The organism is Micromonospora sp. C95 (assembly GCF_018070465.1).
Classification (GTDB): Bacteria; Actinomycetota; Actinomycetes; order Mycobacteriales; family Micromonosporaceae; genus Micromonospora.
Map to the genome: position 1 here is coordinate 498,477 of NZ_JAGPXT010000001.1, position 21,730 is coordinate 520,206.

General features: G+C 73.3%; 16 protein-coding genes. 6 read left to right on the forward strand and 10 right to left on the reverse strand.

Annotated elements, in window-relative coordinates; all coding sequences use genetic code 11:
* Positions 1–35 precede the first annotated feature (35 nt).
* Genes KBX00_RS02300 through KBX00_RS02310 form a run of 3 tightly spaced genes read left to right on the forward strand, consistent with a single transcriptional unit; the run spans position 36 to position 2,285 of the window.
* Positions 36–698 (forward strand): allophanate hydrolase subunit 1, encoded by a 663-nt coding sequence (locus KBX00_RS02300; RefSeq protein ID WP_210822636.1) that lies wholly within the window; start codon positions 36–38, stop codon positions 696–698.
* The gene (locus tag KBX00_RS02305; protein WP_210822638.1) at positions 695–1,552 is read left to right on the forward strand and encodes a biotin-dependent carboxyltransferase family protein; all 858 of its coding nucleotides are present in this window, start codon (positions 695–697) and stop codon (positions 1,550–1,552) included. The genes KBX00_RS02300 and KBX00_RS02305 overlap by 4 nt, the downstream gene beginning before the upstream one ends.
* Positions 1,536–2,285 carry a LamB/YcsF family protein gene (locus tag KBX00_RS02310; RefSeq protein ID WP_210822640.1) on the forward strand — a complete coding sequence of 250 codons (750 nt, stop codon included), beginning with the start codon at positions 1,536–1,538 and terminating at the stop codon, positions 2,283–2,285. Before KBX00_RS02305 ends, KBX00_RS02310 begins: the two co-directional genes overlap by 17 nt.
* A 29-nt stretch (positions 2,286–2,314) precedes the next feature.
* Here KBX00_RS02310 and KBX00_RS02315 read toward each other — a convergent pair whose 3' ends face one another.
* The 10 genes from KBX00_RS02315 to KBX00_RS02360 all read right to left on the reverse strand — a co-directional run bounded on the left by KBX00_RS02315 (position 2,315) and on the right by KBX00_RS02360 (position 17,529).
* Entirely contained in the window at positions 2,315–4,150 is a 1,836-nt protein-coding gene (locus KBX00_RS02315) for an NHL domain-containing thioredoxin family protein (RefSeq protein ID WP_210822642.1), read from the reverse strand.
* A gap of 213 nt (positions 4,151–4,363) precedes the next feature.
* A complete protein-coding gene (locus KBX00_RS02320; RefSeq protein ID WP_210822644.1) occupies positions 4,364–6,793 on the reverse strand; it encodes a hypothetical protein in 2,430 nt (809 codons plus the stop codon).
* A gap of 343 nt (positions 6,794–7,136) precedes the next feature.
* Positions 7,137–7,274 (reverse strand): hypothetical protein, encoded by a 138-nt coding sequence (locus KBX00_RS02325; protein WP_165521953.1) that lies wholly within the window; start codon positions 7,272–7,274, stop codon positions 7,137–7,139.
* Positions 7,275–7,491: 217 nt separating this feature from the next.
* Entirely contained in the window at positions 7,492–8,988 is a 1,497-nt protein-coding gene (locus tag KBX00_RS02330) for a dihydrolipoamide acetyltransferase family protein (protein ID WP_210822877.1), read from the reverse strand.
* 5 nt (positions 8,989–8,993) lie between these two features.
* Positions 8,994–9,983 carry an alpha-ketoacid dehydrogenase subunit beta gene (locus KBX00_RS02335; RefSeq protein WP_210822646.1) on the reverse strand — a complete coding sequence of 330 codons (990 nt, stop codon included), beginning with the start codon at positions 9,981–9,983 and terminating at the stop codon, positions 8,994–8,996.
* Positions 9,983–11,158: a pyruvate dehydrogenase (acetyl-transferring) E1 component subunit alpha gene (gene pdhA / locus KBX00_RS02340; RefSeq protein ID WP_210822648.1), complete on the reverse strand. Its 1,176-nt coding sequence runs from the start codon at positions 11,156–11,158 to the stop codon at positions 9,983–9,985. The genes KBX00_RS02335 and pdhA overlap by 1 nt, the downstream gene beginning before the upstream one ends.
* Positions 11,159–11,792: 634 nt before the next feature.
* Positions 11,793–12,521: a hypothetical protein gene (locus KBX00_RS02345; RefSeq protein WP_210822887.1), complete on the reverse strand. Its 729-nt coding sequence runs from the start codon at positions 12,519–12,521 to the stop codon at positions 11,793–11,795.
* A 188-nt stretch (positions 12,522–12,709) separates the two neighbouring features.
* The gene (locus tag KBX00_RS02350; protein WP_210822650.1) at positions 12,710–13,930 is read right to left on the reverse strand and encodes a hypothetical protein; all 1,221 of its coding nucleotides are present in this window, start codon (positions 13,928–13,930) and stop codon (positions 12,710–12,712) included.
* Between the two features lie 51 nt (positions 13,931–13,981).
* A complete protein-coding gene (locus tag KBX00_RS02355; protein WP_210822879.1) occupies positions 13,982–15,658 on the reverse strand; it encodes a GTPase in 1,677 nt (558 codons plus the stop codon).
* 5 nt (positions 15,659–15,663) lie between these two features.
* Positions 15,664–17,529 (reverse strand): GTPase domain-containing protein, encoded by a 1,866-nt coding sequence (locus KBX00_RS02360; RefSeq protein ID WP_210822652.1) that lies wholly within the window; start codon positions 17,527–17,529, stop codon positions 15,664–15,666.
* 220 nt (positions 17,530–17,749) lie between these two features.
* On the opposite strand from KBX00_RS02360, the gene dnaK reads away from it, so the two are divergent.
* The 3 genes from dnaK to dnaJ all read left to right on the forward strand — a co-directional run bounded on the left by dnaK (position 17,750) and on the right by dnaJ (position 21,702).
* Positions 17,750–19,633: a molecular chaperone DnaK gene (gene dnaK / locus KBX00_RS02365; protein ID WP_210822654.1), complete on the forward strand. Its 1,884-nt coding sequence runs from the start codon at positions 17,750–17,752 to the stop codon at positions 19,631–19,633.
* Between the two features lie 46 nt (positions 19,634–19,679).
* The gene (gene grpE / locus KBX00_RS02370) at positions 19,680–20,441 is read left to right on the forward strand and encodes a nucleotide exchange factor GrpE (RefSeq protein ID WP_210822657.1); all 762 of its coding nucleotides are present in this window, start codon (positions 19,680–19,682) and stop codon (positions 20,439–20,441) included.
* 85 nt (positions 20,442–20,526) lie between these two features.
* Positions 20,527–21,702 (forward strand): molecular chaperone DnaJ, encoded by a 1,176-nt coding sequence (gene dnaJ / locus KBX00_RS02375; protein WP_210822659.1) that lies wholly within the window; start codon positions 20,527–20,529, stop codon positions 21,700–21,702.
* The last annotated feature ends 28 nt before the right edge of the window (positions 21,703–21,730 follow it).

Below are 21,730 nucleotides of genomic sequence, written 5' to 3' on the forward strand. Positions count from 1 at the left end.
CGCGAACGTTTCCGCTCGTCCGGGAGGATGGCGGGATGCGGATCAGAACGGTCGGCACCCAGGCACTCCTGCTCGACCTCGCCCCGCCGGAGGATGCTGGCGCTCCGGGATCGGAAACCGACGTGGCCGCAGCCGTCGAGGCGTGGCGGGCGGAGCTGTGGCGCCGCCGTGAGCTGGGGGAACTGGTGGCCGTCGAGATCGTGCCGGCCGCCGCCACCGTGTTGCTCGACGGCGTACCCGACCCGGCGGCCACCGCCACCCGGATCGCCGCCTGGACCGCCACCGCGCCACCGGCCGAAAGAGCCGCGACCGCGCCCACCCGTCTCGTCGAGGTGCCCGTGACCTACGACGGAGAAGACCTGGCCCAGGTGGCCGATCACTGGCGCACTGACGTACCCGGAGTCGTACATCGCCTTCGGGACACCGAGTTCCACGTCGCCTTCTGCGGTTTCGCACCCGGCTTCGGGTACCTCACCGGGCTGCCCGCCGAGCTGGCGGTACCCCGGCTGGCGACGCCCCGGTCACGGGTGCCGGCCGGATCGGTCGCGCTTGCCGGCCGGTACGCGGGCATCTACCCCACCGCGTCCCCCGGCGGTTGGCTGCTGGTCGGACGCACCAAGGCCACCCTCTTCGACGTGGCGGCGGACCCGCCGGCCCTGCTCAGCCCCGGCACCCGGGTCCGGCTGGTGGACCGGTGAGCGACATCCTCGAAGTGCTCCGGGCCGGTGCCCTGACCACCGTGCAGGATCTCGGCCGGCCGGGCTGGGCACACCTGGGCGTACCCCGTTCCGGCGCCCTCGACCCGGCGGCCCTGCGCCTGGCCAACCGGCTGGTCGGCAACCCGGAGCAGGCGGCCGGGCTGGAGATCACCCTGACCGGCTGCGAGCTGCGCGCCACCCGGGCCACCACCGTCGCCGTGGTCGGTGCCGAGACCGACGTGCGGGTCGGCCAGCGTCCCGGTGACACCGGTCGCCCACTGGCCGTACCGGGCGGGGCGGTGCTGCGCGTCGGTCCGGCCCGACGGGGCCTGCGCTGCTGGCTCGCGGTAGCCGGTGGCATCGCCGTCGCACCGGTGCTGGGCAGCCGCTCCACCGACACCCTCGCCGGGCTCGGACCGGCCCCGCTACGCGACGGCGACCGGCTGCCGCTGGGTACCCCCGCCGGCCCACCCGCCCCCGTCGATCTCACCGTGCCGGCGGCATTCCCGACGGAGCTCGGGCTCACCGTGCGGCTCGGTCCCCGGCACGACTGGTTCACCCCGGTGGCACTGGACCGGCTGCTCGGCACGGCGTACCAGGTGAGTCCGTTGAGCAACCGGGTCGGCGCGCGCCTGACCGGCGCGCCGCTGCCCCGCGTGGTGGCCGACGAACTGCCGAGCGAGGGACTCGTGCTCGGCGCGGTGCAGGTGCCGGCCGACGGTCAACCACTCGTCTTCCTCGCCGACCACCCCACCACCGGCGGATACCCGGTCATCGCGGTGGTGGACGACGTGACCCCGCTCGCGCAGGCCCGCCCAGGCACTACGGTGAGATTTCATGGACCTCAACGCTGACCTCGGCGAGGGCTTCGGCATCTGGCGTCTCGGCGACGACCAGGCCCTGCTGGACCTGGTCACCTCGGCCAACGTCGCCTGCGGCTTCCACGCCGGCGATCCGGCCACGATGCGCCGGGTCTGCGCCGCCGCCGCCGAGCGGGGCGTCGCCGTCGGAGCGCAGGTGGGGTACCGGGACCTAGCCGGCTTCGGCCGGCGGCACATCGAGTACGAGTTCGCCGAGCTGCGCGACGAGGTGCTCTACCAACTCGGCGCCTTGCAGGCGTTCTGCCGCGCGTACCGCACCCGGGTTCGTTACCTCAAGCCGCACGGGGCGCTCTACCACGCGGCGGCCAGCGAGGAACTGCCGGCGGCGGCCCTGCTGGCCGCGATCGAAGACCACGACCCGGAGCTGCCCGTCCTCTGCCCGCCCGGTTCGGTCCTCGCCCAGCTCGCCCAGGGCGCCGGAATCCGGGTGGTGGCCGAGGGCTTCGCCGACCGCAACTACCTGCCCAACGGTCGCCTGGTACCGCGCACCTCACCGGACGCGCTGGTCACCGATCCGCAGGAGGTGGCCCGCCGGGCGGTGCGAATGGCCACCGAGCGGGTCGTGGTCACCGTCGACGGCGGTACGGTCCCGTGCGTGGTGGAGTCGGTCTGCCTGCACGGGGACAGCCCCGGGGCGGTGGCCGCCGCGGAACTCGTCCGCGCCGCCCTCGTCGACGCCGGGGTCACCCCCGCCCCGTTCGCCTGAGGTGCGAGGCAGGGCACCGTGGTCGGGCGTCAGCCGGCGTCCATGCCGCGCAGGACCAACGGCAGCCGGCCGGGGCCGCCGTCGACCACCCGCACCGGTACGCCCCAGTCCTGCCGGGTCAGGTGGCAGGCCGCGTGCTCCACATCCGCGTCGCAGGTGGCCGCCTGAGCGGTGACCTGAAGCACCCCGTCGGGCACCGATCCGTCGATCACCAGCCGCCGGGACAGGTCTGTGCCGGTGCCCGCCCCCTCGACCAGCAGCTCCGGCGGCGACGCCGAGACGACGAGCCGGGTGGACGGTCCGAAGGTGTCGTCCAGCTTCTGCCCGGGGGCCGGGGTGAAGACGACGTCCAGCACCACCTCGCCCGCGCTGAGCTCCGTCGGCCGGCGCTCGGTGCGGTGCCGGGGACCGTCGACGGTATCCGCGCCGGCCGCCGAGAGCGCACCGGGAGCCAGCCGGGTGATCCGATGCGCCGCCGACTCCACCACCAGCACCGCGCCGTCGGCGTTGAGCACCAGGTCGCTGGGCTCGGCCAGGCCGGTGGCGACGGTGGCGACCCGATCACTGGCCGGGTCGTACCGGCGTACCGCGCCATTGTAGGTGTCCGCGATCAGGACCGAGCCGTCGGGCAGCGCGCAGACGCCGAGCGGGTGCTGGAGCAGGGCCTGCGCCGCCGGCCCGTCCACGTGCCCGAAGTCGAACAGGCCCTGACCCACCGCGGTACCCAGGACACCGTTCTCGACGTAGCGGATGGCGCTGGTCTCGCTGTCGGCGACCCACAGCCGGTTGCCGTCGGTGGAGACGGCGAGCCCGGACGGTTGGGCCAGCCACGCTTCGGCCAGTGGCCCGTCGCGCAGCGCCTCCACCGTGGTGCCGGCGTACATGCCGGCGGTGCGCTTGACCGGATCGAACCACCAGAGCTGGTGGATACCGGCCATGGCGACGACGATCTTGTCGTCGTACCAGGCGAGATCCCAGGGGGAGGAGAGGTCGACCGAGCGGGCGTCGTGCGCGTGGTCGTCGACAGTCGACCGCCACTGCCGTCCGGTGCCGGCCACGGTGAGCACCTCGCCGGTGGCCAGCCGCACGCCCCGCAGCAGGTGGTTGACGGTGTCGGCGACCACCAGGTCGTAGCCGGCCACCTCGGCCACCTGCGGCGGCAGCAGACACAGCCCCTGCGGCTCGGAGAAGGTCGCGGCACCTGCGGCACCGTCGGTGCGTCCCCGGTCGCCGGTGCCGACGGTCCGGACCACGGTCTCACCGTCGGCGGCCAACTCGACCAGGCGGTGCCGCGCCGAGTCGGAGACCAGCAGACCGCCGTCGGGCAGGGCCACCGCCTTGCCCGGAAATCGGAGGGTGGTCTCCGGCTCGGCGACCGGGACGTACGGACCGTCGCCCCGGTGCAGCGTGCCCTTGGCCTCGTGGGTGGCGATCAGGTCGTCGATCAGCCGGGCCAGCCCGTCGGCGTGGCCCTCGCCCGCCATGGTGGCCACCACGTACCCCTCCGGGTCGATCACCGCGAGCGTCGGCCAGGCCCGGGCCGCGTACTGCTGCCACATGTCGAGTTCGGGGTCGTCGAGGACGGGATGGTGCACGCCGTACCGCTCGACGGCGGCGGCCAACGCGTCGGCGTCCTTCTCGTGCTCGAACTTCGGCGAGTGCACACCGATCACCACGAGGACGTCGGCGTACTTCTGCTCAAGGGGACGCAGCTCGTCGAGTACGTGCAGGCAGTTGATACAGCAGAAGGTCCAGAAATCCGCCACGACGATCTTGCCTCGGAGGTCGGCGAGCGTCAACTGCCGCCCGCCGGTGTTCAACCAGGCCCGACCTCGAAGCTCGGGAGCCCGCACGCGTGCACTCATGCCCCCATCGTGCCCTACCGGCGGACGCCGGCCAGCGCGACCGTGCAGGCCGGAGAGGTAACCGACACGGATTGCGGCAACGTGGGCTCTCACGCCGGCCGGAAGGCGCGACCTGCCGCGAACCGCGAGCCTGGCCGGCGGGCAGGGGCCGGGCCGTGCAACAGCGAGGCGGGGCCACGGATGATCCGTGACCCCGCCATCGCGTACGCGGACTCAGCCGCCGGTCGCCTCCTTCAGGCAGAGCACCGGGTTGGCGGTGGCACCGCGAAGGTCCACGTAGGGCATGGCCGGGTCGGGGCACTTGTCATTCGACTCGACCTTGGACACCACGGTGAAGGCTTCCGGATCGGTGCAGTCGACCGCCACGGGGGTGTCGCCGGATCGCTTGACGCACGAGCCGATCGGTGGGTCGAAGGCGTTCGCGTCGTCCGACCCGCCGATCATGCCGAGGAGCATCAGCAGGCCGAGCGGAATGGCCAGGATGAGAACGGCGGCGACCAGCACCGCAGCGAGCACCCGTCCGTTGCGTACCTTCGGTGCCGGGGTTTCCGTGGCCGGCTCGGCGACCGGCTTGAAGGCGTCGAAGCGGCCCTGCTCCACCTCGCCCGACCCGCTGCCCGGACCCGGGCTCCACGGTGGTGCGGACTGCGGCGGCGGGGGGTACGCCGGATTGTGCTCGCCGCCCGGCTCGGGCCGGACGGGAGAGCCGTAGGCGCCACCGGGGCGCTCGGACGGACCGCCGAACGGGTCGTTGCCCGGCGCGCCGTACGGGTCACGCGGCGCACCGCCGAACGGGTCGGCCGGGCGGTCCGGCTCGGCGTGTGGCCGTACGCCGTTGACCGGCCGGTTGGCCGGCGGCGCGTCGACGAAGGACGGCATCCCGGGCGGGAAGGGCGGTGGGGCAGCAGGCGATGCCGGAGCGGCCGGACCGGCGAAGGCGTTCGGCCCGCCCATCGGCTCCCGGTCGGCGAAGCGGGGCTCCGGGGCTGGCTCGAACCTCTCCGGGCCCTGATCGCCGCGCACCACACCCGGGTCGACGTCGAATCGCCCCGGGCCTTGGTCGAAGCGGGGCACCAGCGGCTGCTCGCCGTGCTCCGGCGCCGGCTCCTCGGTGTGCTCGGTGCGGGCCGACCGGCCGTACACCCGTGGTTGCGGCGCGGGCGAATTGGCCGGACGAACCGGTTGGTCGGCCGGGGGCGTGACGCGACTGGACAGCGGCACGGAGGCGCTCGCCGCGACACCACCACCACCGCCGGCCGGCGGCGCGGCCCGGCCTTCGGCCTCGGGTGAGGTACGGGGCGCCGGGATGGCCGGGGACTGCGATTCGTCGTATCGAGGATCGGGTCGACCCCAGGCCGGGCCACCGGACGATCCGGCCGGGTCATCGGTGAACGGCGGGGGCTGGGCGAAGTCCGCGGGCGGTGTGGCGGCCAGGCTGGCACCCGGCACCCGCTGCTCCTGCGGCGGCAACGGCACCATGTTGGCCGGGGAGATACCCGGTGCGGGTGCCGGCTGATAGACCGGATCGTCGGACCGACCCGCATCGGGTTCGGCGTTGGTACGGGGTGCGACGGGCTCTGCGGCCGCCTGACCCCACGCCTCGCCGGGTGCCCACGGTTCGACGTCCGGCATGCCGGTTCGGTCGGCTGCGGTACGGGACGGGAGCGGCTCGACGGACGGGCTCCAGGACGGCGGCGGCCCGGCCGCCGGGTTACCTCCTGCCCAACCGGTCGGCTCGTCCTGGGCGGAGGTGGCCCAGTCGGGCTGCGCCGGCCGGTCACCGCCCGCGTGCCAGCTCTCCGGCGGCTGCTCGCTGGCCCAGCCGCCGGCGGGCTCCCGCCGCTGGCCGGCTGGCCAGCCGGGCTGCTCCGGCTGCTCGGTGGGCCACGCCTCGGCGTGGGACGGCCCGTCGGTGGGTCGCTGTTGCTGACCCGCGTCGGAGACCGGCACCTGGGCGCTGGCCCGGGCCGCCGGCTCGCGGGGGGGTGTCGGCTGGTCCCCGTGCGCCCAGGCCGGCTGGGCCGGCTCGGACTGACCGGCGGTCGAGGCCCAGCCGGGAGTCTGGTCGTCGGTGCGGGGTGCGGCGGCCCAGTCGGGCTGCTGACCGCCGCCCCAACCGCTGGGCGCTGCGGGATGGGGCTGTCCCGCAGCGGCCTGACCGTTCGCCCAGTCCGGCTGGCTCGCCGCCGGCTGGTTCGGCGCCCACTCTGCTGGCTGCGCGGTGTCCGCAGTGGCGGGATCGGTGGCCCAGGCGGGCCCGGCCTGGCCGCCGTGTGCCCAGGCGGGCCCCTCCGATGTGGGCGGACCGGCCGGCGCCCAACCCGGGGTCGGCTGTTGCGGCTGGTCCGCCTGGGGCGCCCAGGCCGGTTGGTTGCCGGCGGGCTGGTCCCAGTTGCCGGGCGCGGCTTCCGCCTGACGGGTCGCCTGGGCGCTGCCCCACGCGTTGCCCGGCTGGTTCGCCCAGGCTGGTGTGGACGTGTCCGGGCGGGCGGGCGGTGGCGGCGCCCAACCGAGGTCGGGGGCGGATGCGCCGTACCCGTTGTCCTGCTGAGCCGGACGGTCGCCGTACGGCGCCGGTCCGCCGCCGCCCGGCGGCGCCTCGTCCGGCTCCTGGCCGGGGCGGTGCGGGCCCTCGGACGTCATGTGTGCGCCTCCTCCATCACATGTCGGCCGCCGTCGCCGATGGTCTCGGCAGGGCAGCCGGCGGTGCCGGCCTACCGGCGATGCCGGCTCCCCGCACCGTATCCCGGTAGCCGCTGGTGGGCTTCCGGGGAGCTTTGATCGTCACTGTCCGTCGCCGGGCGGTGTCGAGGTGCTTCTATCGCCTCGGCCTGCCCCCGAGCGTGGACGACGACCGAGCCCCACCGTACCGGGCGCTGCGTCGGGGCGGTATCCCGGTGTCAGCGGCCGGTCGTAACGCCGACGACCCGCCCGGTATGCCCGGGCGGGTCGTCGATCTGGAGGAGGCGGATAACGTCGTGTGGCGTCAGTGCATGTGACGCTGGGCGATGGCGAGGATCTCGTCGCGGACCGCGGGCGAACTGGCGGAGCGCAGGGCCCGCTCGATGGCACGGGCGCGGCGGTTGGCGTCGCGGCGGTTGCGGATTCGCTCGATCATGCTCATGGTGTCTCTCCTCCTGGCTATTCGGTTGTCGTCCCGTCGTCCCCTTTATTGAAGCGCAGTGCGCCCAGGTTTTCCAGCGATTATTAGGTGAGTTGGGACACCAGCCTAAGAATCTTAGGTGAGTAGCCCTTGTGGGCAACCTTTCCTTCGCCCAACGGCAACGGCCGGTGTGCCGGGCGGTAACCCGTGGCACACCGGCCGTAGCCGTACTGGCGCGTCAGGTCCAGGCGAGCAGCGCCGCCTCCGGATCGGCGAGGAAGTCGCCCACGTCGCGAAGGAACTTCGACCCCAGCTCACCGTCGATGATCCGGTGGTCGAAGGAGAGGCCGAGCGTGGTGACCAGGCGCGGCTTGACCTTGCCCTTGTGGACCCAGGGCTGTTCGCGTACCGCACCGAAGGCCAGGATCGCCGACTCGCCCGGAGGCAGGATCGGCGTTCCGGTGTCCACCCCGAACACCCCGACGTTGGTGATCGTCAGAGTGCCACCGGACATGTCGGCCGGCGAGGTCCTGCCGGCCTTGGCGGTCTGCACCAGGTCGGTCATCGCGTCGGCCAGCTCACGCAGGGTCAACCGGCCGGCGTCCTTGATGTTCGGCACGATCAGGCCGCGTGCGGTGGCCGCCGCGATGCCGAGGTTCACGTACTCCTTGACGACGATCTCGTCGCCGGCCCAACTGGAGTTGACCATCGGATGCCGCCGCACCGCCAGCAGCACCGCCTTGGCGACCAGCAGCAGCGGCGAGACCCGTACGTCGCGCCACTCCCGCCGCTCGCGCAGCCGGTCCAGCGCCTTCATGGCCCGGGTCATGTCCACGGTCAGGAACTCGGTGACGTGCGGGGCGGTGAAGGCCGAGCGGGACATGTTCTCGGCGGTGAGCCGGCGTACTCCCTTGACCGGGATGCGCTGCTCACGGTCCGCGCCGAAGCTCGCGGCCGAGGGATCCGCTGCGGTCACCGTCAGCGGCTCGGCCGCCGCCGGGGCCGCCGCCGCCCGCTGTACGTCCTCCCGGGTGATCGAGCCCGACGGACCGGAACCGGTCAGCGTGCCCAGGTCGACCCCCAGGTCCTTGGCGAGCTTGCGCACCGGCGGCTTGGCCAACACCGCACCGGTGCTCCGGCCGTTGCCGTTGACCGGGGGCGCGGCAGCGGGCTGGACCGGCGCCGGGACGACCCGCCCCGGGGTCGCCTGCGCCGGTGCGGCCGGCGCGGCCGGTGCCGGTGCCGGTGCCGCCGGTGCGGCTGCGGTCGGGGCGGTGTCCTTGCGGGGACGACGCATCGCGGCCGTGGTGCGCGGGCCGTACCCGACGAGAACGGCGGTGCGGCCCCCCGGGGCGGGACCACCGATCAGGCCCGGCTCGACCGCACCCTCGGTCGGCGCGACCTCGACGGCAGCCAACGACGCCGCCGACGGAGCGGGCAGGTCGGTGGTGGGCGCACCGGTGGTGGACTGCTCCACCGGGCCGGCGCCCGGCTCGGTGTCGATCGCGATGATCGGAGTGCCGACCTCGACGGTCGAGCCCTCCGGGTGGAAGATCGCCTGGACCTGACCGGCCCACTTCGCCGGGATCTCCACGGCCGCCTTGGCCGTCTCCACCTCGACGATCGGCTGGTTCAGCTCGATCGTGTCGCCCACCTTGACCAGCCAGGCGAGGATCTCGCCCTCGGTCAGACCCTCGCCCAGGTCGGGCAGGTTGAACTCCTTGATCCGTGACATGCCGCTCACCAGCCGAAGGTGCGGTCGACGGCGTCGAGCACCCGGTCGAGGTCGGGAAGGTACTCCTCCTCCACCCGGGCCGCCGGGTAAGGGGTGTCGAAGCCGGCCACCCGCAGCACCGGCGACTCCAGCGAGTAGAAGCACTCCTCGGTGATCCGGGCCGCGACCTCCGCACCCATGCCCAGGTTTGACGGCGCCTCGTGCACCACCACCGCGCGGCCGGTACGGCGCACCGACTCGTACACCACGCCGAGGTCCAGCGGGGAGAGCGTGCGCAGGTCGATGACCTCCAGGTTCCGCCCGTCCTCGGCGGCGGCGGTCGCCGCGTCGAGGCAGGTACGCACCATCGGCCCGTACGCGAGCAGGGTGGCGTCGGTGCCGGCCCGCGCCACCCGGGACGCGTGCAGCGGGTACGCCTCGGACAGCGGGGCGTCCAGGTCGACAGTCCCCTTCTCCCAGTAACGTCGCTTCGGCTCAAGGAAGACGATCGGGTCGTCCGAGGCGATGGCCTGCTGGATCATCACGTACGCGTCCTGCGGGTTGGCGCAGGAGACCACCTTCAGCCCGGCGGTGTGCGCGAAGTACGCCTCGGGCGACTCGGAGTGGTGCTCCACCGCGCCGATGCCGCCGCCGAACGGGATCCGGATCACCATCGGGATGTTGAGCTTGCCCCGCGAGCGGTAGTGCATCTTCGCCACCTGCGACACGATCTGGTCGTACGCGGGGTAGACGAAGCCGTCGAACTGGATCTCGCACACCGGGCGGTAGCCGCGAATGGCCAGGCCGACCGCAGTGCCGATGATGCCGGACTCGGCCAGCGGGGTGTCGATCACGCGCTGGTCGCCGAAGTCCTTCTGCAACCCGTCGGTGATTCGGAAGACGCCGCCGAGCTTGCCGACGTCCTCGCCCATGATGACGACCTTCGGGTCGTTCTCGAGTGCCCTGCGCAGGCCGGCGTTGAGGGCCTTGCCGAGGGTGAGGGTCTCCGTGGCCATCAGTGCACACTCCCCTCGAACGACTCCAGGTACCGGCTGAACTGCTCCCGTTGCTGGTCGAGCAGCGGTGACCCGTTGGGGTAGACGTGGTCGAAGATGGTGTCCGGCTCCGGGTTCGGCATGGCGAGCACCCGCTCACGCAGATCCACCGCCTCGCGGCGGGCCTGCTCGTCGACCTCGGTGAAGAAGGCGGCGTCGGCGATCTTCTCCCGCTCCAGGAATGACTTCATCCGGGCGATCGGGTCCTTGGCCTGCCACGCCTCGACCTCGCTGGCGATCCGGTAGCGGGTCGGGTCGTCGGAGGTGGTGTGCGCGCCCATCCGGTAGGTGTACGCCTCGATCAGGCTCGGGCCCTGCCCGTGCCGGGCGGTGTCCAGCGCGTGCCGCGTCACCGCGTACGTGGCCAGGACGTCGTTGCCGTCGACCCGGATGCCGGGGAACCCGAAGCCGGCGGCCCGCCGGTAGAGGGGGATGCGGGTCTGCCGCTCCAGCGGCTCGGAGATGGCGTACTGGTTGTTCTGGCAGAAGAACACCAGGGGTGAGTTGAACACGCCGGCCCAGACGAACGCCTCGTTGACGTCACCCTGGCTGGTGGCGCCGTCGCCGAAGTAGGCGATCACCGCCTCGCCGTCGTCGGTGCCGGTCTTGCCGTCCATCGCCACGCCCATGGCGTAGCCAGTGGCGTGCAGGGTCTGCGCCCCGATCACGATCGTGTACATGTTGAACTTGAACTCGTTCGGGTCCCAGCCACCCTGGTCGACCCCGCGGAACAGGCCCAGCGGCATGATCGGGTCGATGCCACGGCAGTAGAGCACGCCGTGCTCGCGGTAGGTGGGGAACGCCATGTCCTGCGTACGCAGTGCCCGGCCGGAACCGACCTGCGCCGCCTCCTGGCCCAGCAGGCTCGCCCAGATGCCCAGCTCGCCCTGCCGTTGCAGGGCCGTCGCCTCGGCGTCCAGCTTCCGGACCAGCACCAGGTCGCGGTATAGGCCGCGGTACTCCTCGTCGGTGAAGTCGACGCGGTACTCGGTGCCGTCCGGGCCGGTCACGCTCTCGATCCGCTCCCCCTCGGGGGTGAGCAACTGCACCAGCTCGGGATCGCCGGTCGTGGCCTTCCTGGATCGGGGTGCGGCTCGCCGGCCGCGGGCCGGGGCCCCGGGGTCGCCCTTTGCCATCGTCTCTCCCTGTCGTGTCTGCGTCGGCACCGGGGGGTCACCCGGCCGCGCGACTCGTGCGCCCGTCCCGGCTGGTGCCGGGATGGTTCCTGGCGGCCGCGCCTGACCCCGGTAGGGGTTGCCGCGCGGCATGAGCCGGATTCTGGCCGAACCCGGTTCGGGAGCGCCGGTGCCCAGTCGCGCCTACCGCGTGGGTGCGCGGAGGTCGCGGCTGCGCTGCCGCCGTGACTCCAGTTTCGCATCAGAGGTGAGGCGTCCCACACCCCGCCTGCCCCGCGTCCGGTGGCCAGCCCGCTTCGTTACCCGAAGTGCCGCAGTGTCGGGTCGAGCGACTCGCGGCCGTTCCGGTGGTGGTTCGTCACCTTTCGGCCAGATACGTGTGTCGACACGCGGTGTGGTCTTGGCCGACGCAGAGTCACTGCCCCAGGCTGATCGCGCGGGTCGGCGTCAGCCTCCGAATACCCGCGAGGGTGCCGGAGGGGCCACCCCCGACAGGGGCGAGGACGAGGGAGTGCGTGGTGTCCGAACCAGGTGAAGGCCCCGGGACACCGATCCTCGGTCGGCATCGGGCGGCCGGCTACCGCCGCGTGGTGGGTGCGCACCGGGCCGTGCGTACCGCCGGGCCCACCAGGGGTTATCTGCTGACGGTGGCGCTGCTCGCCGGCACCGCTTCGATGCCGGTCCTCGCCGCGATCAGCACCGGCTCCGCGACGGTCGGCAGCACGGCGCTGCCGGACGGCAGCACGCCGTTCATCCCGACGCCCTCCGTGGGCCCGGTGGTGGTGCCGCCGGCACCCAGCGGCTCACCGACAGCCGCGGTGACCGCGGTGCCGTCGGTCGAACCGGCGGCTCCGCCGGTCATCCCCGTGGTGCCGACGCCGCGGCCGCCGATCGTCGGCACACCGGTCGAGCACTCGCCGGCCCGTCGCCCCGGCGCGCCGACGACCGCGCCGGCTCCCCGGCCGCCCACCAGCACACCGGCTCCTCGTCCGGCACCCACCCCGACCCGGACACCGTCGCCGGCCCCGACGAGCGGTTCGCCCACGCCGACCGCCGATCCGGACCCGCCGACCGCATCGGCCGACCCGGTCGACCCGAGCGCGTCCAACGACCCGCCGACCACGGGCCCGAGCCCCTCGACCGATCCCTCCGCGTCGGGTGATCCTTCCGCGTCCGCCGATCCGGGCCCGTCGGACGATCCCTCCGCGTCGGCCGAGCCGACCGCATCGAGTGACCCGTCGCCGACGACCGGACCGAGCGCGTCGAGCGGTCCGTCCGCGTCCGCCGGGCCGACCGCGCCGGGAGGTCCGTCGGTCGCCCCGAGCGGCGGCGGGTCCGCACCGGAGCCCCCACCGACGAACATCGTGACCGAGCCGCTGTTGCCCGGCGCACCCGAGCGCAATGGCAGCGCCCGCGCCCGGGCGCGGATCCGTCCGCGGAACCGGTGCCGGCCTGCCGCCAGCTCGACGACGGGCGGTACCGGCTCGACCGACGGTGCGGCCTGACGGACGGTGCCGGACGCGAACCCGGTTCGGTGAGCGTTGGTAGGGGTCAGCCGTCGTCGGAGAGGCGGTGCCGGTTGGCCTCGATCCAGGCGTCCAGGGCCGCCGGATCGTCCGGGTCGATGCCATCGGCCATCAACTGGGCCACTGCGGCGGTGGCCGGGCTGCGCCGCTCACCGGTGGCGTAGAGCCGGACGAACTCCGGCACCATCTCCTCGATCGCGGCATCCGTGGCGGTCACGGCCGAGTCGGGCAGCCCACGCCGGTGGGCCGCGTATCCGGCCCAGGCGCGCAGCACCCGGGGCAGCATCGCCGCGTCGTCCATGTCGAGTACCGCGCGGCGGTGCACCCAGTCGAGCAGGAAGAGGCCGGCGACGGTCGGGCTCCAGCGCAGCGGGTCGGCGTCGGGGAAGGTGGCCGCGTGGTCGAGCAGCAGGCCCAGACAGAAGTGCAGTGAAGCCAGTTCGGCGTCGTCGACCGCGTCCAGCCCGGCCCGGGCGGCGTCCGGCGAGGCGAGGAAACGGCGGATCTCCGCGGCTCGTTCGGCGTCCGGCAACGGGTCGTCGGCCTGCCGGGGCGGTGGCGCGGTCGCGGCGGGCAGCACCGCCAGCCGGGCCCCGACGAGCGCCCGGTCGGTGGCCAGTGAGGCGGCACCGGGCAGCTGACCCAGATGGTCGGTCACGGCGAGATGCCGGCTCACCTGGTCGCGCATCCGGGTCGGGCTCTCCTCCCGGAACCAGGTCAGCTCGTCCTCGGCGCACAACTGCCGTACCTGCTCCAGGATCCGGCCCGCCGGGCCGCCGACGAACACGTCCTTGGTGATGCCGATGTTGTGGTCGATCAGGGCGACCAGGGCGTGTTCCGGCCCTCCGGTGGCATCGTCGTAGGCGAACGTGGCCAGGTAGGAGGTCTGGTCGCCATACACGTCGCCGTACGCCCAGGTGCCGGTGAGGTGCACCTTGCCGAGTTGCCCGGACCAGGCCGGTGCGGTCGCACCGGGCCGCACCCGGTCCGCGCCCGCCGCGTCCGGCACCAGGGCCGCGAAGACGGCCCGGACCGTCGTCGCCGCGACCGCCCGTCGTCGCGAGGTGGCGGCGAGGAACTCGCCCACGAAGTCGCGCACCGCCGCCTCCCGGTCCGTCTCGGCGACCTCGTACACGCTGCCGAGCAGGGCCGCACCGAGCATCTCCGCGTCGAGGGCCGAGTCGAGCTTGGTCACGTCGCGTGCGGCGTGCAGCACCGCGTCATAAGGGGTCTGTGGCGTGGCCATGACTCGACCCTACGCCGATCGCGCGGTGTCCAGGAACGTTCAGTGGCCGGGTCAGCGGTGTCGGGCGACCTCGAGGACCGTGCGTGCGTCCGCGTGCGCGGCGATCACGGCCCGCACCGGGGCGAGCACCTGCTGCTCGCCGACGCTGGCGACGGCCCGGGTCAGCTGCGCCTCCGCCCGCTGGCGAGCCTGCCGCGCGGCCCACCGCACCAGCGGGCGGATCAGGGCCGCGACGAGTGCCCCGGTCAGCAGTCCACCGAGCAGCAGCAGGGTCGGTACCGGCACCTCACCCACCATCGGGTGCCGCAACTCCGGCAACCCGAGTGCCCGCATCGCGTAGCCGAGGACCAGCCAGCCCAACCCGGCCACCGCGGCGAGCGTCACCAGCCACTGCAATCCGCCGACCAGTCGCCACCAGACACGGGGACGGTCGACGCCGAGGTCCGTGCTGGCCAGCACGCCGTCCAGCGCGTCCGGCAGGTCGCCGAGGCGGGACCGGGCCGCCGCGGCCATCGCGTCCGGCCAGGCGTTCGGCAGCCCGGCCCCGGCCCGCTCGGCCACCGTCCGTAGGGCCAACGCCAGTGCCGACTTGTCGGCCGCGCTGGGCTCGGGTACGGAGGTCGCGGCCACCAGGCTCTCCGCCGGGTCACCGCCGGCCCGCCGATCGGGCAGATGCAGCCGGCGCAGCGGGTCGGCCCGCAGCCGGCGCCAGAACCGCAGCAGGGGCCAGCCGGTGGCCGCTGCGGCCCGATGCCGGTACGCCAGCTCGACCGCCGCAACCACCGTCGGCACTCCGGCCGCCCGGCCCAGGGCACGGTCCAGCGCGGTGACCGCGGGATCGTCGGCGGCGAGTGCGGTGCGCGGCGCGCCGACCATGCCGTCGAGCGCGTCGACGACGGCGTCGACGTCACCGGAGAGGCGACGCAGCGCGGCCTGCCGTTCGGCGACGGTACGCTCCAGCGCCCCCCGCAGCCGCTCCGGGCCGTCCGGGTCCGCGACGGTGGTGGCCAGCAGGGGTACCTCGTCCAGCCCGTCCGCGTCGAGCAGGCGGCGCAGGTCGGCCAGTACCCGGGGCACCTCGGCCGGGGGCAGCCGGTCGGTCTGGTTGAGCACGACCACCGTCACGTCCCGGTGCCGGTGGAACTCGCGCAGGTAGCTGCGGTGCATCATCCGGTCGGCGTACTTCTGCGGGTCCACCACCCAGACCACCAGGTCCACGAGGCCGAGCAGCCGGTCCACCTCCAGCCGGTGCGAGTGCTCGACGGAGTCGAAGTCCGGCAGGTCGAGCAGGATCAGCCCGTGCAGCGTGGACTCGTCGTCGCCGTCGAGCAGGCTCTCCCGGACGAACCGGTGACGGGGCAGCACGCCGAGCCAGTCCAGCAGCCGGGTGCCCCCGTCGAGTGGGCCCCAGACGCAGGCGTGCGTGACACCGGTGGTGGGCCGGCGTACCCCGACAGGTGAGAGGTTCATCCGGGCCATCGCGTTGAACAGGCTCGACTTGCCGCTGCCGGTGGCTCCGGCCAGCGCCACCACGGTGTGGTCGCGCGACAGCGCCAGCCGGGTACCGGCCCGTTCGACAAGGGTGCGGGCCGGCACCAGCGGGGTGTCCGGTAGGTGCCCGTCGACGATGCTGAGGAAGCGCCGCACCGCCTCCAGCCGGGCGACCAGTTGGTCGGCGTCCACCCGCCCGTCGGCGATCCGCAACGCCTCGCGGAGGCGCCCACCCATGCCGGTCACGGCCGCTCCCCATCGGTCATCGGGGCGTCGACGCCCGTCGTCGCGGCGCTGAGCACGGGTGTGGCGTCGGCGAAGCCGCTGCGCAACCGGGCCGCCTCGACCCGCTCGGCCGCCTGGCGCAACGCCGTCGCGGTCCGGGTCACCGGCCGGACCTGCCGGGTCCGGATGAGATAGCGGGTGGCCTCGTCGTCCAGCAGTACCGTCACCCGCTCCAGCAGGTCCTCCCGGGCCTTGCGGGCCAGCGTACGCACGGCCTGATCACCGAAGATCGCCTGAAGCACCGCCTGGCCGGCGAGGGTGGTGCCGGCCCCGGTGGCGACCTCCAGCCCGGTCGGGATGAAGGCGGTGGAGGCGAAGACCGCGATCATCAACGCCAGCCCGGTGGCGTTCACCGCGTACGCCGCCGTTCGGGCCACGAAGCGCCGGTCGCCACCTTCGACCCGGACCAGCTCCAGCACGCTCCGCTGCCAGTCGCGTACCAGCCGCTCGGCGCGCTGTGGCAGGTCGGCGGAGTGGTGCGCCAGGTCGCCTTCGAGCAGGGCCGCGCCGGCCGGGTGCGCCTTCCATCCGGTGTACGCGTGCTCGGCCGCCTCGGCCGCCACCCCCCGCAGCAGGGTGACCAGTTGCGACTCGATCGCGTCGCGCAGCTCGACGGCGGGGGCCGGGCGGCGGGCGAAGGCGGCCATCACGCGATCCCGTAGCCGACCGATCCGCGCCTCAAGGGTGCGGATGAGGTCGCTGGTGCCGATGAACTCCTGCCAACGGGCGAGTACCTCGCCACGGAGCAGCCGACCGTCGCGCAGCCCCTGTTCCACGGTCCGGTTCGCGGCCCGGTACGCCGCGCGTACCCGATCGTCCAGCGCGTCGGCGGCGGCGACCTGCTCGTCGACGGCGAGGGCCAGGCTCTCGACGGTGGGTGGCAGCAGGGCCAGCGCGCCGCCAAGGGTCTGCCGGACCACCGCCGCACGGGCCTCCGCGTCGGCGGCGAGCCGGGCGAACCAGTCGGCCAGCGGTGCGGTGCTGCGGCCCGGTAGCAGCCCCTGCCCGTCGACCCAGGTCTCCGGGAGCACGAACAGCGGCGCCGCGTCGAGGCCCTGCTCGGCGAGCATCTCGGCGAGATGGGCGGCCACCTCGTCGGTCGCCTCCGCGGGCACCCGGTTGAGCACCAGGGCGAGCACCGCACCCCTGGCCCGGGCGCCGTGCAGCAGTTCCCAGGGGACGGCGTCGGCGTACCTGGCGGCGGTGGTGACGAAAAGCCAGAGGTCGGCGGCGGCGAGCAGTTGGTTGGCCAGGGCCCGGTTGGCGTCGACCACCGAGTCGATGTCGGGGGCGTCGAGGAACGCCAGCCCCGGCGGGAGCGCCGGGGCGGTGACCAGGTGCAGGGTGCGGGGATCGTCGCCGGGTTGGTTGGTGCGGGTCAGCCCGGGCAGCAGCTCGCCCCGGCGGAACCAGGCCGAGTCGGCCGGGTTGCAGACAAGTACCGGCGATCGGGTGGTGGGTCGCAGCACCCCGGCGGGGCTGACCCGGGCCTGCACCAGGCTGTTGACCAGGGTCGACTTGCCGGCACCGGTGGATCCGCCGACCACCACGAGCAGTGGTGCGTCGAGGCGGGCCAGTCTGGGTAGCAGGTAGTCGTCGAGCTGGTCGGCGAGGGCGGCGACGGTGCGCGCGGCCAGCTCGGCCGAGGGCAGGGCCAGCGGGAACCGGGCCGCCCCGATCGCGGCGCGCAGGCTGGTCAGGGCGTCTGGCAGGGTGTCGTCCCCGGTGGGCGCGGGCCGGTCCTCGCCGGCGCCGGTGGACCCGGTGCGGGCTGCGACGGCGGGCGCGCCGGACGGTGAGGCGGAATCGCCGTGCGTCGTCACCGCTAAAGCGTGCCCGACCGACACAAGGTAAGACAACAGGTCGGTAGGACTGGTGAGTTGCGTCGATCCGACTCAACCTTGACTTGACGATTTCCGGGGGCGTGGCACTATTGAGTCAAGTTCACTCAACTTGAGGTGGGGTCGCTGCGGACGGCAGGCGCCGCGCAGCGGGACGGGAGGGCCCGTCACCTGCTCAACGTAACGAAGCGAGGAAGCGAAGATGGCACGTGCGGTCGGTATCGACCTCGGCACGACGAACTCCTGCGTCAGCGTTCTGGAGGGCGGTGAGCCCACCGTCATCGCCAACGCTGAGGGCTCGCGGACGACCCCGTCGATCGTCGCGTTCGCCCGTAACGGCGAGGTGCTGGTCGGTGAGGTCGCCAAGCGCCAGGCGGTGACGAACCCGGACCGGACGATCCGCTCGGTCAAGCGGGAGATCGGCACCAACTGGTCCGTCGACATCGACGGCAAGAAGTACACCCCGCAGGAGATCTCGGCCCGGACGCTGATGAAGCTCAAGCGGGACGCCGAGGCCTACCTGGGCGAGCAGATCACCGACGCGGTGATCACCGTCCCGGCCTACTTCAACGACGGCCAGCGTCAGGCCACCAAGGAGGCCGGCGAGATCGCCGGCTTCAACGTGCTGCGGATCGTGAACGAGCCGACCGCGGCCGCCCTGGCGTACGGGCTGGACAAGGGCTCCAAGGAGCAGACCGTCCTGGTCTTCGACCTCGGTGGCGGCACCTTCGACGTGTCGCTGCTGGAGTTGGCCGAGGGCGTCATCGAGGTCAAGTCGACGAGCGGTGACAACCTCCTCGGCGGCGACGACTGGGACCAGCGGATCATCGACCATCTGGTGAAGACCTTCCGGGGTGAGCACGGCATCGACCTGTCGCAGGACAAGATGGCGATGCAGCGGCTCAAGGAGGCCGCCGAGAAGGCCAAGATCGAGCTGTCCGCCGCCACCACCAGCAACATCAACCTGCCGTACATCACCGCCGGCGCGGCCGGTCCGCTGCACCTGGACGTGACGCTCAGCCGGGCCGAGTTCCAGCGGATGACGCAGGATCTGCTGGACCGCTGCAAGGGCCCGTTCGAGCAGGCCGTGAAGGACGCCGGGATCAAGGTCTCGGACGTCGAGCACGTGATCCTCGTCGGTGGTTCGACCCGGATGCCGGCCGTGACCGAGTTGGTCAAGCAGCTCACCGGCCGCGAGCCCAACAAGGGCGTCAACCCGGACGAGGTCGTCGCCGTGGGCGCCGCCCTGCAGGCCGGTGTGCTCAAGGGCGAGGTCAAGGACGTCCTGCTGCTCGACGTGACGCCGCTGAGCCTGGGCATCGAGACCAAGGGTGGCATCTTCACCAAGCTCATCGAGCGCAACACCACCATCCCGACCAAGCGGTCCGAGGTGTTCACCACCGCCGACGACAACCAGCCGTCGGTGCTGATCCAGGTCTTCCAGGGTGAGCGTGAGATCGCCGCGTACAACAAGAAGCTCGGCACCTTCGAGCTGACCGGCCTCCCGCCGGCCCCGCGCGGCGTGCCGCAGATCGAGGTCACCTTCGACATCGACGCGAACGGCATCGTCAACGTGCACGCCAAGGACCTGGGCACCGGCAAGGAACAGAAGATGACGATCACCGGTGGCTCCTCGCTGCCGAAGGACGACATCGAGCGGATGCGCCGGGACGCCGAGGAGCACGCGGAGGAGGACAAGCGCCGCCGCGAGGAGGCCGAGACCCGCAACGTGGCCGAGGCTCTGCAGTGGCAGACCGAGAAGTTCCTCGCCGAGAACGGCGACAAGCTCCCCGCCGAGAACCGCGAGAAGCTCAACGAGGCCCTCGGCGAGCTGCGTGGCGCTCTCGGTGGCAGTGACATCGAGAAGATCAAGTCGGCGCACGAGCGGCTCGCGCAGGTCTCCCAGGAGGCGGGCTCGCTGCTCTACGCCCAGCAGGCCGAGCAGGCCCAGCCGGGCGGCGAGGCCGGCGCCGGCCCGGCCGATGGTGCCGGTGGCGCGCAGGCCGGTGGCGCGCAGGCCGGTGGCGCCCGGCCCGGTGCGGACGACGTGGTCGACGCGGAGATCGTGGACGAGGACAAGAAGTGACGGTCCTGGCCACCCGAGCGCACGGGCAGAGGGATGAGGTAGTCGTATGACGGAGAAGCCACGAGCCGCCGACCCGGGTGACACCGGGTCGGCGCCGGGTGGCTCGGCGTCCGAGCCGGCCACCGGCGACGCGCCGCGGGTCGTCATCCGCAACAATCGCAAGATCAGTGAGATCCGCGAACCCGCCGGCACGGCGGCCGACGCCGGGCCGGACGTGCCGGCGGAGGGCCTGGTCGAGGAGGCCGAGGTCGTGGTCGATTCGATCGAGGTCGAGGCGAGCGCGCTGAGCGACGCGTCCACCGAGGGTCCGCCGGTGGTGGACGCGCCGGCACAGCCGGTCGGGGAGTCGTCCGAGCCTGCCGCCGGCGGGCTGGGTGCCGAGTTGGAGGCGCTCCGCGCCGAGCTGGACGAACGCACCCGCGACGTGCAGCGGGTGTCGGCCGAGTACGCCAACTACCGCAAGCGGGTCGAACGCGACCGTGGCCTGGTCACCGAGCAGGCGACCGGGTCCGTGCTCGCCGCGTTGCTGCCGATCCTGGACGATCTCGACCGCGCCCGGGAGCACGGCGACCTGGTCGGCCCCTTCGGCTCGGTGGCCGAGCAACTCGCCACCGCGCTGGGCAAGTTCGGGCTGACCCCGTTCGGTGAGCAGGGCGATCCGTTCGACCCGACGCGGCACGAGGCGGTGGCCCACCAGACCTCGGCCGACGTCACCGAGCCGACCTGCGTGCAGGTGATGCGTCGGGGCTACCAGGTCGGTGAGCGACTGCTGCGGCCCGCGCTGGTCGCGGTCGCCGACCCGGAATAGTGCGCGACGGTGACCCGGCCGCCCCGCCCGCCGAGACCCGGCGGGCGGGGCGGACCGGGCCCGGCGGTGGGGAGGAGGTGTACGGGTGAGTTCGAAGGACTGGATCGAGAAGGACTACTACGCGGTCCTGGGCGTGGCGAAGGCCGCGTCGGCTGATGAGATCAAGAAGGCGTACCGCAAGCTGGCCCGCGAGTCGCACCCGGACCACAACCCCGGTGACGCCAAGGCCGAGGAGCGCTTCAAGGCGGTGTCCGAGGCGTACGCGGTGCTCGGCGACGACGCGAAGCGCCGCGAGTACGACGAGATGCGCTCGTTGTTCGGCTCGGGCGCGTTCCGACGGGGTGCCCGCCAGGGCGGCCAGCCGGGCGGGGCGCCGTTCGACGTCTCCGACCTGTTCGGCGGGGCACAGCCAGGTGGCGGTCGGTTCGCCGGTGGCAACATCTCCGACCTGTTCAGCTCGATCTTCTCCGGCGGTGGCGGGGGTGCGGGCGCACCGGGTCCAGCCCGGGGCCGGGACATCGAGACCGAGGTGGCGCTCGACTTCAACGATGCGGTACGCGGCGTGACGCTGCCGCTGACGTTGCGGGCACCCGGTGTCTGCGACACCTGCCACGGCAACGGCGCCAAGCCCGGCACCGCGCCACGCACCTGCCCGGTCTGCCACGGCGCCGGGGTCACCAACCGGAACCAGGGCGCGTTCAGCTTCTCCGAGCCCTGTCGCAACTGCCAGGGCGTCGGCACGGTGGTGGACGAGAAGTGCCCGGAGTGCCAGGGCACCGGCGGGGTCACCAAGACCCGTACGCTCAATGTCCGCTTTCCCGCCGGGGTGGCCGACGGCCAGCGCATCCGGCTGGCCGGCCGGGGCGAGCCGGGTGAGCGCGGCGGCCCGGCGGGCGATCTGTTCGTGCACGTGAAGGTCCGCCCGGACGAGGTGTTCGGGCGCACCGGCGACGATCTCACCCTGACCGTGCCGATCACGTTCGCGGAGGCCGTCCTCGGCACCGATCTGCGGGTGCCGACCCTCGACGCTCCGGTGACCCTGCGGGTGCCGCCGGGTACGCCGAGTGGCCGCATCCTGCGTGCCCGGGGCAAGGGCGTCAGCCGCCGGGACGGACAGCAGGGCGACCTGCTGGTCACCCTCGACGTGGTGGTGCCGGCGCGGATCTCGGACGAGGCACGGGCCGCCCTGGAGACGTTCGCCGAGCAGACCCCGCCGGCGGCCCGGGAACATCTCGACGCGCGGGTGCGTCGGTTCGGTTGATCGGTGAAGCGGTGCGGAGGTGAGCGGG

Excerpts from the sequence above, each read along its gene's own strand:
- KBX00_RS02300 (WP_210822636.1), top strand. The coding sequence starts at position 36 with ATGCGGATCAGAACGGTCGGCACCCAGGCACTCCTGCTCGACCTCGCC.
- KBX00_RS02310 (WP_210822640.1), top strand. The coding sequence starts at position 1,536 with ATGGACCTCAACGCTGACCTCGGCGAGGGCTTCGGCATCTGGCGTCTC.
- KBX00_RS02315 (WP_210822642.1), bottom strand. The coding sequence starts at position 4,150 with ATGAGTGCACGCGTGCGGGCTCCCGAGCTTCGAGGTCGGGCCTGGTTG.
- KBX00_RS02320 (WP_210822644.1), bottom strand. The coding sequence starts at position 6,793 with ATGACGTCCGAGGGCCCGCACCGCCCCGGCCAGGAGCCGGACGAGGCG.
- KBX00_RS02325 (WP_165521953.1), bottom strand. The coding sequence starts at position 7,274 with ATGAGCATGATCGAGCGAATCCGCAACCGCCGCGACGCCAACCGCCGC.
- KBX00_RS02330 (WP_210822877.1), bottom strand. The coding sequence starts at position 8,988 with ATGTCACGGATCAAGGAGTTCAACCTGCCCGACCTGGGCGAGGGTCTG.
- KBX00_RS02335 (WP_210822646.1), bottom strand. The coding sequence starts at position 9,983 with ATGGCCACGGAGACCCTCACCCTCGGCAAGGCCCTCAACGCCGGCCTG.
- pdhA (WP_210822648.1), bottom strand. The coding sequence starts at position 11,158 with ATGGCAAAGGGCGACCCCGGGGCCCCGGCCCGCGGCCGGCGAGCCGCA.
- KBX00_RS02345 (WP_210822887.1), bottom strand. The coding sequence starts at position 12,521 with ATGTTCGTCGGTGGGGGCTCCGGTGCGGACCCGCCGCCGCTCGGGGCG.
- KBX00_RS02350 (WP_210822650.1), bottom strand. The coding sequence starts at position 13,930 with ATGGCCACGCCACAGACCCCTTATGACGCGGTGCTGCACGCCGCACGC.
- KBX00_RS02355 (WP_210822879.1), bottom strand. The coding sequence starts at position 15,658 with ATGGGTGGGCGCCTCCGCGAGGCGTTGCGGATCGCCGACGGGCGGGTG.
- dnaK (WP_210822654.1), top strand. The coding sequence starts at position 17,750 with ATGGCACGTGCGGTCGGTATCGACCTCGGCACGACGAACTCCTGCGTC.
- grpE (WP_210822657.1), top strand. The coding sequence starts at position 19,680 with ATGACGGAGAAGCCACGAGCCGCCGACCCGGGTGACACCGGGTCGGCG.